Raw genomic sequence first — 13,370 nt, forward strand, 5'->3', positions numbered from 1 at the left:
GATCACGCATGCCGTGATCCGCTTTGCGTTTGTCGAGCCATCGAAGCACACGGCGCCGTATCCATTCACCCACCGTCATCGCTCGAAAGCATCGATGGACTATTCCCGCATCCTCGAACAGATTCACGCCGACCTGCAGCCCTGGCTCGACAAGGGGCGCGTCGCCGATTACATCCCCGAACTCGCGACAGTGCCCGTGAACAGCTTCGGCATGGCCGTGGTCACAACGGCAGGCGACGTCTTTCGCGTGGGCCAGGCCGACACGCGTTTCTCGATTCAGAGTATCTCCAAGCTGTTCGCATGCACGATGGCGTTCAAGCTTCTCGGTGACGACCTATGGCAGCGTGTGGGCCGCGAACCGTCGGGCAATGCGTTCAATTCGCTCGTGCAGCTCGAAGCCGAGCAGGGCAAGCCGCGCAATCCCTTCATCAACGCGGGCGCGCTCGTTGTCACCGACGTATTGAGCCGCCGCTTCGTGAAGGCGGAGACCGCGCTCGTCGAATTCATGCGGCGCGTGACGGGCGTCCCGTCGATCGACTACGACATGCGCGTCGCGCAGTCTGAATTGCAGCACGCACATCGCAATCGCGCGATGGCGCATTTCATGGCGAGCTTCGGCAACATGGAGATGCCGCCCGAAGTCGTCGTCGATGCGTATTGCCGGCAGTGTGCGATTTCGATGAGCTGCGTCGAGCTTGCGCAGGCCGCGCTGTATTTGAGCAACGGCGGCGTGGTGCCGTCGACAGGCGAGCGGATTCTCGATCCGAGTTCCGCCAAGCGTTTATCTGCGCTGATGTTGACGTGTGGCACCTACGATGCCGCGGGCGACTTTGTCTATCGCGTCGGCTTGCCTGCGAAGAGCGGCGTGGGCGGCGGCATCGTCGCGCTGTTGCCGGGCGAGATGGCCGTGTGCGTGTGGTCGCCGGGGCTGGACAATAACGGCAACTCGCTGGCGGGCGTGCTGGCGTTGGAATGGCTGACCACTCAAACAGGCCGCTCGATTTTCTAGAAGCTCGCCGCCACACGCGCCTTATCGTACGATCAGCACGGCAGCACCCGACACACGCCCGTTTCGCAAATCGTCGAGCGCACGATTGGCGTCGGCGAGCGGATAGCGCGTCACTTCAATCTCGAGCTGCGTGTCGCCCGCGATCTTCATGAACGCTTCGCCATCCGCACGCGTGAGATTCGCGACCGACGCGACGCGGCGCTCGCCCCACAGAAACGCATACGGAAACGCAGGGATGTCGCTCATGTGGATGCCGCCGCACACCACGACGCCACCCTTCGCGACGGCCTGCAACGCGACGGGCACGAGTGCGCCGACGGGTGCGAAGATCAGCGCGGCATCGAGCGGTTCGGGCGGCGCCTCGTCGCTGCCGCCTGCCCACGTGGCGCCGAGCCTGCGCGCGAACTGTTGAGCAGTATCGTCGCCAGGACGCGTGAATGCGTACACCGCGCGGCCCTGATGACGCGCGACCTGCGCAACGATATGCGCCGCCGCGCCGAAACCGTAGATGCCCACCCGCTTCGCGTCGCCCGCCATGCTTAGCGTGCGATAACCGATGAGACCCGCGCACAGCAGCGGCGCGGCTTGCGCATCGTCGTAACGTTCGGGCAGATGCAGGCAATAGCGATGATCGGCAATGACCTGTTCGGCGTACCCGCCGTCGATCGTATAGCCCGTGAAGCCGGGCGCGTCGCACAGGTTCTCGCGGCCGCTCGCGCAGTATCGACAGACGCCGCAGGTGTGACCGAGCCACGGCACGCCCACGCGATCGCCGATGTCGAACGCCGTCACATCGGCCGCGCGGGCCGCGACCCGTCCAACGATCTCGTGGCCCGGAATCACCGGGCGCTTCGGCTCGCGCAGTTCGCCGTCGACGACATGCAGATCGGTCCGGCATACGCCGCACGCCAGCACATCGATCAGCATTTCCCCCGGCGCCAGAGCACGCATCGTCAACTCGCGCCCGGCGAGCACTGGACTCGAGCCATCGAAAACCATTGCGCGCATGTTCGATCCTCCTCGTGCGGAATTCGCGACGACCGCGCCAGTCATTCACGCGATGCGGCATCCCTGTTCTGCGTCAGCCGCTTCTCGTCTTCAGGCGTCCCCTGAACGGGTGCAAGCGCAGACGGAAGCCACGGCTGCCACGCGCGCATCCACATCGACCACATCGAGAACACCGAAAGCGGCGACGCCAACGCAAACAGATCCGGTTGCACGAACCATCGAGCGGCGGCTTCGAGGGAGGGCACGGCTGTGATGTGAATCGTGACGCTTTCGGCATGCCGTTCGGGCAGTTTGTGGCGCGTGATTTCGACGTCGACGGTGGGCAGGTGGGCGGTCAGTTTCGTCTGCATGCTCGACCTCGCAATGACGGTTGGCGCCGCGGGCGCGGCGGATAGATCTATTGTGCCGCGTCCAGCGGAATCCGTTGTGACGGGCCTCGAAAAGCAGCACAGCACCTATTGCATCGCCACAATGCGCGGCGCGCCGACACAAACTGATACATATGAACGGCCCATGCCAGGATTTGTACCGGCTGCAATTTCTACGCAAGCTCTCTATAAATGAAGCAAGGGAGAGCGCTGCGTGCACCGCGTCGGCGAGGCCGTCGCGCGGCCCGCGTGCGAGCGAACCGTTCGCGTCCCGATTGTCCATCGCGGGCAAACATGCTGCCGAAACACACCTCGACGTCGATCCAATCCGATAAGCACAAACGGTCGATCGCTTTATCCGGGCGCGCGAAAGGCGCGCGCGGTTTCGTGTTTCGCCCCGGCTGTCCGGGCTCTCTTTCTTTTCGGATCCTTCAGTGTGTTATGTCACAGTCGTCGGTGGCAGCGCGCGAAATAATTTCCTCACAGTGCCTGGCATCACGAACGCCACGGAGGTGCGCTGTGCTTCACTCGACCCTGTCCCAGACCTGGCTTTGCACTGCCGTGACAGCGGCGTGTCTCGCCGCTTATTCCACCACCGATGCGGCTACGAATGCAACGCATACGGCCGCTGCCTCTTCGCCGGCGCCCGCATCGGCATCTGCAAAAGAGACGCGAACCGCACCCGAAAAAACGCATGCGCCGATGGACTTCCCAGCGATTGTCGAGCGCTACGGACCGGCCGTCGTGAACATCCGCGCAATCTTGCCGGACAAGCCGCTGGCGGCCTCCGCGGTGCCAGCAGCACCTGCACCCGCGTCGGGCACGAGTTCTGAAATCATCGACGGCGACGACCCGTTGTTCGCGTTCTTCCGGCAGGCGATGCCGCAGGCGCAAGATGGCCAGAGCAGCTCGCCGCGTGCGATTTCGGGCGTGGGGTCGGGGTTCATCGTCAGCCCGAACGGGTTGATTCTGACGACGGCGCATGTTGTCGACGGATCGGAAGACGTGACGGTGCGCCTCACCGACCGGCGCGAGTTCAAGGCGAAAGTGGTAGCCGTCGATACGCAGAGCGACGTCGCGGTGATCCAGATCGACGCAACCAGACTGCCCGTCGTCAAGCTCGGCGACTCGACGCGCGTGCGCGTCGGCGAGCAGGTGCTGACGATTGGCTCGCCGGACAGCTATCAGAACACGGTAACGGCGGGGATCGTCAGTGCAACGTCGCGTACGTTGGCCGACGGCACGAAGTTTCCATTCTTCCAGACCGACGGCGCATTGAACCCGGACAATTCGGGCGGCCCGGTGTTCAACCGCGCCGGCGAAGTGGTCGGCATCCACGTGCAGGTCTATGCCGACGGCGACCGCTTGCAGAGCCTGACGTTCGCGATACCGATCAACATGGCGAACAAGGTACGCGCGCAGCTGCAGACGCAAGACAAGGAAGCGCGCGGCGGCAGCTTCGGCATGCAGGTGCAGGACGTCGATCCCGGCCTTGCGGGTGCGTTCGGCCTGCCGCGCGCAGCGGGCGCGCTCGTGATTGCCGTCGAACCCGGCAGTCCCGCAGCGACGGGCAAACTGAAAGCGGGCGACGTGATCGTGCAGGTCGGCGATAAGCCAATCGAGCATGCGGCCGATCTTACCGATCAGGATGCCGATCTGCAGGATGGGGCCAAAATTCCCGTCAAGGTGATTCGCAATCGCAAGCAGATCACGGCGATGATCGGCGGGACGGCATCTGCGCAGCCCGAGACTGCGGGCGCAACGGATGACGGCGCGCTCGATCATCTCGGTCTCAGCATGCACCCGCTGACGGACGACGAACGGCGCACCACGGGACTGCCGCAGGGCCTGATGGTCGACGACGTATCGGGAACGGGAGGCACGGCCGGCATCAAGCCGGGCGATGTGGTGCTGTCGCTGAACGGCACCCTGGTCGCGTCGCAGGACGAACTTGCATCGCTTGCGGCGAAGGCGGGCAAGAAGGCAGCGTTGCTGATCCAGCGTAATCACGCGCGCAGCTTCGTGTCCGTCAATCTCAAGTAAGCGCGCCGCGACAAGGCGGGCTTCGTCAGGCTTCTCGCTGGCAGACGGCGCGCCGCGGCGCGCCGCTCCGGACGTCGACACATCGCGACGCAAGCCATTTGCGCTAGAGTGATGCGCTCTGCCTGTACGGCATCCGACCTTACACCCGTCGACGACCTTTATGGAAAGTGAAAGCACGTCGCGTCGCGAGACGCGCGCCGGCAGCGCATTCGAAGTGCTGCGTGTATTCCTGCTGCTCGGCTGCACCTGCTTCGGCGGCCCGATCGCGCACATCGGCTATTTTCGACGCGAGTTCGTCGAGCGAAGGCGCTGGCTCGACGACACGACCTTCACCGATCTGTTCGCGCTCTGTCAGTTCCTGCCCGGACCGGCGAGCAGCCAGGTGGGCTTTTCGATCGGCCTGCTGAGAGCGGGATGGTGGGGCGGCCTCGCCGCGTGGCTCGGCTTCACGCTGCCTTCGGCGATCCTGATGGCCGGCTTCGCGCGCATCGCCGGACTGCTGGACAACACGTTCGGCCAGGGCCTCGTGCACGGGCTGAAACTCGTCGCCGTCGCCGTCGTTGCGCAGGCCATCTGGGACATGGCGCGACGCCTGTGTGCCGATCGTGTGCGCACAGCCGTCGCGCTTGCGGCGATCGCGTTGTTGAGCGTGCTCGATACCGTGTACGCACAGATCATCGTGATCGGCGGCGGCGCGCTGCTTGGCCTGATGTTCTGCCGGACCTCGGCACCCGCCGACGCACGCCATCTGTCTCACGACGTGCATGCCTTCGCTCTGCCGCGCGCTGCGAGCGCCGTCGCGCTCGCATTGTTCTGCGCGTTGCTGGTCGGCTTACCCGCGCTGGAAGCGCTTCTTCCGGCCGCATGGATGGTGAGAATCGTCGACGTGTTCTATCGGTCCGGCGCGCTTGTGTTCGGCGGTGGACACGTGGTGTTGCCGTTGCTTCAGCAGGCGACAGTCGCGAGCGGATGGATATCGGCCAGTGAATTTCTCTCCGGCTATGGCGCGGCGCAGGCCGTTCCCGGTCCGCTTTTTACGTTCGCGTCGTACCTCGGCTGGATCATGAGTCCGGCACCCGATCACGCGCTCGGTGCGCTGTTCGCGACGGCTGGCATCTTTCTTCCCGGCCTGCTGCTCGTGATCGCCGTACTGCCGCACTGGCAGGCGCTGCGCGTGCGTCCTCCCGTGGCGGCGCTGCTGGCGGGCGCGAATGCGGCTGTGGTCGGCTTGCTGGCAAGCGCGTTCTATTCGCCCGTGTGGACGAGCGCCGTGCTCTCGGCAGCCGACTTCGCCGTCGCCGTCATCGCGCTGCTGCTGCTCACGCGCTGGCACGTCCGGCCTTTGCTCGTCGTGCTGCTGTGCGCGGCGGCGGGAATCGTCGAGTCGTTCGTGCGTTGAAGCGCGCTCGCATGGCGTGCCACACGCATCGCGTTGTGTGTCCTATAACGGTTAGCAGTGTGGGTGCTTTGCTTTATTCATATCATTGGCAAGGCGCTTGCGGTACACGGACCGCCGGACAACGGCAAAGGAGCAGACGCGCATGCTGATTCTGTTCGTCGCTCCGACCGGTCTGTTTCGCGATGGCGTCGCCCGTCTTCTCACCGATCTCGGCGAGCACGTCGATGTGCGGTGCGCCGACTACGCATCGAACGTGTTCGAGCGTGAAGAGCGTGTCGACCTCATCGTGCTCGACGGCGACTATCTGCCCGATGCGCTCAGCGTGGCGACGGCTTCGCAGCGTCTTTCGGCGGGCTTGCCCGTGCTCGTGTTACTGACGGCCGTCGATCCGCAGACCGTCGATCAATTTGTGTCGGCAGGCGTCGCGGGACACCTCGGTAAATCGGAATCGGGCAGGGCGCTGCTCGATGCACTGCGTCTCTTGCTGGCGGGGAGCCGCTATCCCGCGTCGGCGCCGCTCGTGCTGGATGCGCTGCCGCCGGAGATGGCAACGAACGATCTGCCCGCACCCGATGCTTCGACGTCGGCGGACGCATCGGGCGACGCTTGCGCCGACTCGAAACCGCACGTCCTGACACCGAGGCAAATTCAGGTGCTTGCGCTGGCTGCGCGCGGCGAAACGAACAAGTCGATTGCGAAACAGTTGAACATCACGGAAGGCACCGTGAAGGTGCACCTGTATACGGTCTACAAGGCATTGAAGGTCGGCAGCCGCGGGCAAGCGAGTGTGGCCGCTGCGCGCTTGCGGCAGATCGGCGATGCGCAATTGCATCATGCGCTGGACGGGCGGCTTTCGATCGGCAGGCTGCTGGCTTTCACGATGCCGACACGCTTCAGGTCGGGCGAAGTGCTGTTCCACAAGAACGATCCGAGCGATGCCCTCTACTACGTGGTGCGCGGCACCGTGAGCCTGCTGGAGATCAACATCGAAGTCGGGCAAGGCACCGTGCTCGGCGAGATCGGACTCTTTTCGCCGGATCATCGGCGCACCTGCACTGCGCGCTGCATCAGCGATTGCGAACTGCTGATGGTCTCGGCGACGGACGCCATGCGGCTTTATTATCAGGATCCGGAATTCGCCACTTATCTGATTCATTTAATTACGCGCCGGCTCGAAGCGGACAAGCTGCGCGCGAGCAGCTAGTTTCGTGTGCAGCGGTTTAATTGACATGCGGGATATCAATTGCCGTGCGGCGTATCGCAGTTTGAATGACGCAATTCCGATTCGAGAAAAAAGGCCGTTTTAAACGGCAGTTTTTGATCTATAACACATAGCAATCGCACGTCGAAATGGACCGTCCGGGCGCATGTTCTGCCGACCGACGCGACGCGCGAGCCATCCGCACTTCGACCCGCTGGCGCAGCGTTGTATCTGCATGCGTGGCCACTGCATTGCGATGCGTTATCGACGATTGCGCGAATGCGGCCAGGCGGATTGCGAGCCGATATCGCGTACGTTTGAAAGGCCAGGAACAACGTGACTGCAGATTCCTCCTGCTCATCCGATGGGCTCGCGCGTGTCGTTCGTACGGTCCTGTTCATGGATCTCGTGGAGTCGTGCCGGCTGATCCAGGACAACGAAGTCGAAGCGGCAGGGCGCTGGCGCCGCTACAAGGCGCACATCGAGAACGATATCGTGCCGGCGCACCGCGGCCGTCTGATCCGCACCGAGGGCGACGGACTGATGGTCACGTTCGTCGAACTGCGCGATGCGCTCGCGGCAACCTTCGCGATCCAGCGCGCGTCGAGCGAAACGAACGCAGGTCTGCCCGCCGCGACGCACATGCTGTTGCGCATGGGCCTGCACGTCACCGAACTCTACGAAGACGAGCGCGATGTCTATGGCCGCGGCGTCAATCTGGCCGCACGGCTGTATACGCTTGCCGGTCCCGGCGAGATCGTCGTGTCCGCGCAGGTGCGCGACCAACTGACGCCCGAGCTCGATGCCGACATCGAAGATCTCGGCCAATGCCACCTCAAGCATTTCGACCAGCCCGTGCGCGCGTATCGTATCGGGCCGCCGGGACCGCGCCCCGTGATCGAACCGGGCAGCGCATTTCTCCCGGACCTGCGGCCGACGATCGCCGTGATTCCGTTCGCGTCGCGTGGCGGCGAAGCGCAGCAGCAGGTGCTCGGCGAAGTGATGGCCGACGAGATCATTTCATCGCTGTCGCGCACGGCTGAACTGCAGGTGATCTCGCGCCTGTCGACGACCACGTTCCGCGAGCGCGACGCGACGCTCGACGAGATCAGCGCATTTCTCGGCGCGCGCTACGTGCTGTCCGGCGCGTATCGTTCGTCGGGCGATCAGGTCGTGCTGGTGGTGGAGCTGGCGGAAGCGAGATCGCGTCACATCTTGTGGACGCAGAGCGTCAAGGGACGCGCGACGCACATCATGCTCGGCGAAGACGAGCTGATCGACCGCATCGTAGCCGAGGTGAGCGGCGCGATCATCGACCGCGAGTTGCAGCGCGCGCGTTCGCAGGCACTGCCTTCGCTCGCCAGTTCGACACTGCTGATGAGCGCGATCGTGCTGATGCATCGCGGCGTTTCGCACGACTTCCATCGCGCGCGCGATATGCTCGAAGCGCTGATCGAACGCGCGCAGCGTCAGGCACTCCCGCATGCGTGGCTCGGCAAATGGCACGTGCTGCGCTTCAATCGCGGCTGGACCGACGACCGCGCCGGCCAGGCGCAGGCGGCACTCGATTGCACGCGGCGCGCACTCGATGCCGATGCCGACTGCTCGCTCGCGCTCACCATCGACGGCTTCGTGCACACGAACCTGCTCAAGCAGCTCGATGTGGGTCAGCGGCGCTACGAACGCGCGCTCGAAGTCAATCCAAACGACTCGCTTGCATGGCTGCTGAAGGGCACGCTGCTCGCCTTCGAAGGCGAGGGCGAACAGGCCGTCGATGCAACCGAGCGCGCATTGCGGCTTTCGCCGCTCGATCCGTTGCGTTACTTCTATGAGTCGCTCGGCGCGACGGCGGCACTGTCGGCGGGACGCTACGAGCGCGCGGTCGAACTCGCGCAACGCTCACTGCGCGTGAATCGCACCAACACGTCGACGTTGCGCGCGCTGGCGATCGCGCAAGCGTTGCTCGGCGATCTCGAAGCAGCGCGGCAGACGGTGCAGGAGGTGCTGCTGCTCGACCCTTCGCTGACGGTCAAGAGCTATCTGGACCGTTCGCCGAGCGGCGCGTACGAAACCGGGAAGATATGGTCGGAAGCATTGCGGCAGGCCGGCTTGCCGGCCTAGAAGAAGGCGAAGAGGCGGTGCGGGATCCCTGAGAGAGGAGGCCTATCGTGAGCGGACTGGGCGGTGCAGGAGGCGCAGGCGGAGCGGGCGGGGCAGGCGGTGCGGGTGGAGCAGGCGGTGCCGGCGGGGCAGGCGGCGCGGGCGGCGTCTACGATCAGGGAGCAGGCGCCATACCGTGCGACGGGCCGTTGTTCGCACAAGCGCTGATCGGTCATCGCGACGGCATCGTCGGCAGCTGGCGTGTGCCTGAAGAGCTCACGCTGAACTTCGATCTTCAGCGTTTCCAGCCGCTCGACGACTACCGGCAGCTATGGCGCTGGGAGCCGTGGGTCCGCGCGACGGCGATCGATTTCGAACTGCTGTCTAACCTGCGCTTCTCGATCGAACCGGGCGCGAATCCCGGCGAGCAGCATGCACAGCTCTGGCATCGGTCGCCCACGGGGGGCGTGAATGACCTGAAGCTCGTCAGCCTGAGCCGTCCGGACCAGTCCGTCTTCAAGGCACAGGCGGAATGGCTCGATTTCTATTCGGACCTGCGCGAGGACCGCATGGCCGAGATCCTCTGCCAGCTCGGACCGCAGCACGCCTTCTGGGGCATGCTGATCTATCTGCATCCAGGCCGCACGCCGAAAACCATCGAATTGCTCGATACGGCCGTGCGCTTTGCGATCTTCGCGGAAATCCGCTTCAAGCACGCTCTTGCCGCGCCGCGCGCGATCGAATATTCGTCGCAGATGCAGCCGATGATCCAGACGCCCGGACATGGCTCGATGCCGAGCGGGCATTCGACCCAGGCGTTCATCGTCGCCGTCGTGCTGTGCGCGCTGTTCAATCAGAAATTCGGCACCCTCTTCTATCAGCAGGCGATGCGGCAGGCGTATCGCGTGGCTGTCAATCGCACCGTGGCGGGCGTGCATTTTCCTGTCGACAGTATCGCGGGCCACGTGCTCGGCACGGCACTGGGAGAATATTTCGTCGCGCGCTGCACGCGCAATCTTCCGTCCGTGCCGGCATCGCCCCCACCCCCGCCCGCGGTGCAACACGACCCGGCCAGGTACATGCGGCCCAACGGCAATTTCACGCCGCGCGCATTTCTGGGCCACGTTTTGACGGCAACGGACAATCCGGATTTCGATTATCACGAGCCGTTGAGTCCCGACGACGTCACGAACTATGCGCAATTGCACAAGATTGCCAATCCGACCACCGTGCCCGGCATGTTCCCGTTTCTTCAATGGGACCCGCCCGTCGTCGTGGACGGTTCGAACATCCTTTCGTGGCTCTGGAACCAGGCCGAGTCCGAGTGGAACGGCAACGGTCTCGCGAACACGAAGTTCTGAAGCAACCAGACACTCTCAACCCTGTTGGAGGGAGGCGGGCGATGACCTGGCAATCGTTGACGGGCGCTGGCGGCGCGTGGAGCGGGATCGACTGGACAGCGCGAGCGGCAGATACGGCGAGCGCGGACCCCTATCTCGCGTGGGCCGACACGACCCAGTTCGCCGATCTCGGGGGGCCGCCCGCGGGCTGGATTCGCGTCATCATCGAACTCCAAGCCAATGCGCCGGACGGCACCGCGCTGACTGCGAGGTCGTTCGCGGACAGTCTGGAAGGCGCGAATGCACCGTGGCAGGCATGGATACGCGTGTCGTCGCTGTATCGCTATCCGCCTGCCGACCTCGATCAGACACGCTTCCTGACGGCTGTCGTGACAAATGCGTTCTTCGCTCGACTCGATACGACGCTCAAAGGCTACGTGAAGCGCTTCGAAATCGGCATGCCCGTCGTGCCGGACGATGCGCCCGCGACGAATACCATGCCGGACGCAGAAACACTCGCAGCGGGAACGGGCCCCGTGTTCGGTCCCGTGCCTCCCACTTCGGCGTCTGCCGTTTCGGCTGCGCCCGGGCCGATGGTGTTCCTCGGCGTGATGGACGATGGCCTTGCATTCGCGCACGAACGGTTCCGCTCCACGGCCACGCCATCGGCGACGCGTATCGAACGCTTCTGGAACCAGGATGACGCATCGGGCGCGCCACCCGCATTGCATTATGGGCGCCAGTTCACGAAGGCAGGTATTGACGCGCTGCTCGCGTGCTGCACGCAGGGCGGGCAGGTCGACGAAGACGCCGTGTATGCACAGGCCGGCTACATCAACGTGCGCAAGCGTTGGGCGCATGGCACGGAAGTGATGGACCTCGCGGGCGGCTTGCGACCCAACCCGCTTCATGCCGCATCGATGTCACCGGACGAACGCGCACAGCGCGATGCGCTGGCAAACGTGCGTCTGCTCGGCGTGCAATTGAGGACAGCGGGCCGGACTGTGCGCGATACGACGGGACGCTGGTTCGCCGTGCACGCGCTCGATGCGATGCGCTACATCCTGCGCTGCGCCGACGATCTTGCGGGCGGCGCGAAGTATTGCGTCGTGCTGAACCTGAGCTATGGCTATATGGCGGGTCCGCACGACGGCAGTTCGATCATCGAAAGCGCAATCGACGAGCTGATTGCTCTGCATCACGACCTGAGCGTCGTTGTGCCCGCGGGCAACAGCAATGTACTGCGTTGTCATGCGAGTTTTTCCGTGGCGAACGGCGCATCGAAAGACATCACATGGCGCGCGTTGCCGGACTGCGCCACGCCGGGCTTTCTGGAGATCTGGCTGCCGGATCATGCGGATGAATCGAACGTGACGGTCCAGATACGCCCGCCCTGGGGCGACCCGAGCCCCGCGATCGCGGTGAAGAACATCGCAGCATGGCAGAACGGCCGTGACGTGTTGTGCACGGTCGTGTATCTGGACCGGGCCGCGACGGGCCGCCGCACCATGATTCTGATCGCACTCGCGCCGACCGTCACACGTCAGCCTGCCCGTATCGCGGCGCCTGCGGGCAACTGGGTCGTGACGCTCGCGAACCGCGCGAGCACGAACGGATCGCTCGACATCCATGCATGGGTCCAGCGCAACGAAACGGCCTATGGTTTCCCTCTTCGCGGACGCCAGTCGCGTTTCGAAGATCCGCGCTACAAGCGCTTTTTCGGGGGCATGCATGTTCGGGATTCCGACGACAACAACACCGACTCGTGGATCAGCCGTCGCAGCACGTTGAACTCGATCGCGACGGGCGACGCCACCGTCGTGGTCGGCGCATACCGGCGCACGGACGGCACGGCGGCGGTGTATTCATCGACGGGACCTTCGCTGCGCCAGACCGTGAGAGACGGCCCCGATGCGGCCGCGATCAGCGAAGACTCGCCTGCCTGTGCGGGCGTGCTCGGTGCAAGTACGCGCAGCGGCTCGCTCGTCGCAATGTCGGGGACGAGCGCGGCTGCGCCGCAGGTTGCGCGTCTGCTGGCCTGCGCGAGAGTGCTGGGAAAGGCGCCTGTCATCTCGCCGCATGGAATGCCGCCGTTCTCGGCGCGCGACTGGGTCGAGAAACGCGCAGGGCAGGAAGACCCGGCGCCCACCGCGCTGATGGCGCATCGACTCGGCACGTGTCCCGGCACCGCGGCGCCGCCCGTCCTGCCGCTGCCGGATCATGCGTGGGTGCCGATGCTGCCTGGGCCGCGCGGAGGCTCGGGGCGCTTTCCTTCGCCGCGATGGAAGAAGCGCGGCGTCAAGCTGTAGCGTGTGCGCGAAAGCCGCATGAAAAAGGGCCCGTCGTTGCCGACGGGCCCTCACTGCTCGCGGTGCATCGCCCGCCGACGATGCACCAGGCGATCAGTTGCCGCCTTTGAACAGGTCGTTCAGCCGTTGCGCTTCGCCGCTCTGCTGGGAGTGCACGAGATCCTGGTAGACGTCGGCGCGCGACTTGCCGTGGCTCGTGGTCATGCCGCCCGACATCGAGGTCGACGACATACCGGGGCCTTCGGAATTGATCGTGGTTTCGGGTGTCGCGGTTGACGCATGGGGCGTGGTGGTGGTTTCCTGCGCATAGGCTTGCATGGTTGACAGGCATAGCACGCCGCCACACAGGATGAGCATCGTCTTCATGTGAGTCTCCTTACTAACTTAGCGGCGCATTACCCGATTGCGCCGGACCGGGACGAGGCGTGTAAGCCGGTCGATGAGAACGGAATACACGCCGACCATAGACGTGAGCAACCATCAGGATCTGTGGGGCACAGGATTGACTTCGTTGACACGTGAATCGTGACGCTCGCTAGCGCCGTGTGAAACCAGTATGGCCGCTGCGCGCGCAAGCGCCCCTATGACTTTGG

Annotated in this window: 10 protein-coding genes; 7 read left to right on the forward strand and 3 right to left on the reverse strand. The window is 64.5% G+C overall.

The genetic code is table 11. The features are described from left to right. Nucleotides 1–94 precede the first annotated feature (94 nt). On the forward strand, nucleotides 95–1,009 hold the full coding sequence (locus tag BPHY_RS28890; RefSeq protein ID WP_012404999.1) for a glutaminase: 915 nt from the start codon (nucleotides 95–97) through the stop codon (nucleotides 1,007–1,009). 21 nt (nucleotides 1,010–1,030) lie between these two features. Here BPHY_RS28890 and BPHY_RS28895 read toward each other — a convergent pair whose 3' ends face one another. Both BPHY_RS28895 and BPHY_RS28900 read right to left on the reverse strand, forming a co-directional pair. Next, the gene (locus tag BPHY_RS28895; protein WP_012405000.1) at nucleotides 1,031–2,017 is read right to left on the reverse strand and encodes a zinc-dependent alcohol dehydrogenase family protein; all 987 of its coding nucleotides are present in this window, start codon (nucleotides 2,015–2,017) and stop codon (nucleotides 1,031–1,033) included. A gap of 41 nt (nucleotides 2,018–2,058) precedes the next feature. Next, nucleotides 2,059–2,367 (reverse strand): hypothetical protein, encoded by a 309-nt coding sequence (locus tag BPHY_RS28900; RefSeq protein WP_012405001.1) that lies wholly within the window; start codon nucleotides 2,365–2,367, stop codon nucleotides 2,059–2,061. A 537-nt stretch (nucleotides 2,368–2,904) separates the two neighbouring features. On the opposite strand from BPHY_RS28900, the gene BPHY_RS28905 reads away from it, so the two are divergent. The 6 genes from BPHY_RS28905 to BPHY_RS28930 all read left to right on the forward strand — a co-directional run bounded on the left by BPHY_RS28905 (nucleotide 2,905) and on the right by BPHY_RS28930 (nucleotide 12,777). Beyond that, complete coding sequence (locus BPHY_RS28905; protein WP_012405002.1) at nucleotides 2,905–4,428, forward strand: trypsin-like peptidase domain-containing protein; 1,524 nt, start codon at nucleotides 2,905–2,907, stop codon at nucleotides 4,426–4,428. Nucleotides 4,429–4,588: 160 nt separating this feature from the next. After that, entirely contained in the window at nucleotides 4,589–5,827 is a 1,239-nt protein-coding gene (gene chrA / locus BPHY_RS28910) for a chromate efflux transporter (RefSeq protein ID WP_012405003.1), read from the forward strand. A gap of 142 nt (nucleotides 5,828–5,969) precedes the next feature. Next, a complete protein-coding gene (locus tag BPHY_RS28915; RefSeq protein WP_012405004.1) occupies nucleotides 5,970–7,031 on the forward strand; it encodes a LuxR C-terminal-related transcriptional regulator in 1,062 nt (353 codons plus the stop codon). A gap of 333 nt (nucleotides 7,032–7,364) precedes the next feature. Beyond that, the gene (locus BPHY_RS28920; RefSeq protein WP_012405005.1) at nucleotides 7,365–9,149 is read left to right on the forward strand and encodes an adenylate/guanylate cyclase domain-containing protein; all 1,785 of its coding nucleotides are present in this window, start codon (nucleotides 7,365–7,367) and stop codon (nucleotides 9,147–9,149) included. A 47-nt stretch (nucleotides 9,150–9,196) separates the two neighbouring features. Further along, on the forward strand, nucleotides 9,197–10,489 hold the full coding sequence (locus tag BPHY_RS28925; RefSeq protein WP_012405006.1) for a phosphatase PAP2 family protein: 1,293 nt from the start codon (nucleotides 9,197–9,199) through the stop codon (nucleotides 10,487–10,489). A 41-nt stretch (nucleotides 10,490–10,530) separates the two neighbouring features. Further along, nucleotides 10,531–12,777, forward strand: coding sequence for a S8 family serine peptidase (locus tag BPHY_RS28930; RefSeq protein ID WP_012405007.1), 2,247 nt, complete (start codon nucleotides 10,531–10,533; stop codon nucleotides 12,775–12,777). Between the two features lie 93 nt (nucleotides 12,778–12,870). On the opposite strand, the gene BPHY_RS28935 is transcribed toward BPHY_RS28930, so the two are convergent. Continuing rightward, the gene (locus BPHY_RS28935; protein WP_012405008.1) at nucleotides 12,871–13,143 is read right to left on the reverse strand and encodes a hypothetical protein; all 273 of its coding nucleotides are present in this window, start codon (nucleotides 13,141–13,143) and stop codon (nucleotides 12,871–12,873) included. Nucleotides 13,144–13,370: the final 227 nt, after the last annotated feature.

Origin of the sequence: Paraburkholderia phymatum STM815 (assembly GCF_000020045.1) — a bacterium.
Classification (GTDB): domain Bacteria; phylum Pseudomonadota; class Gammaproteobacteria; order Burkholderiales; family Burkholderiaceae; genus Paraburkholderia; species Paraburkholderia phymatum.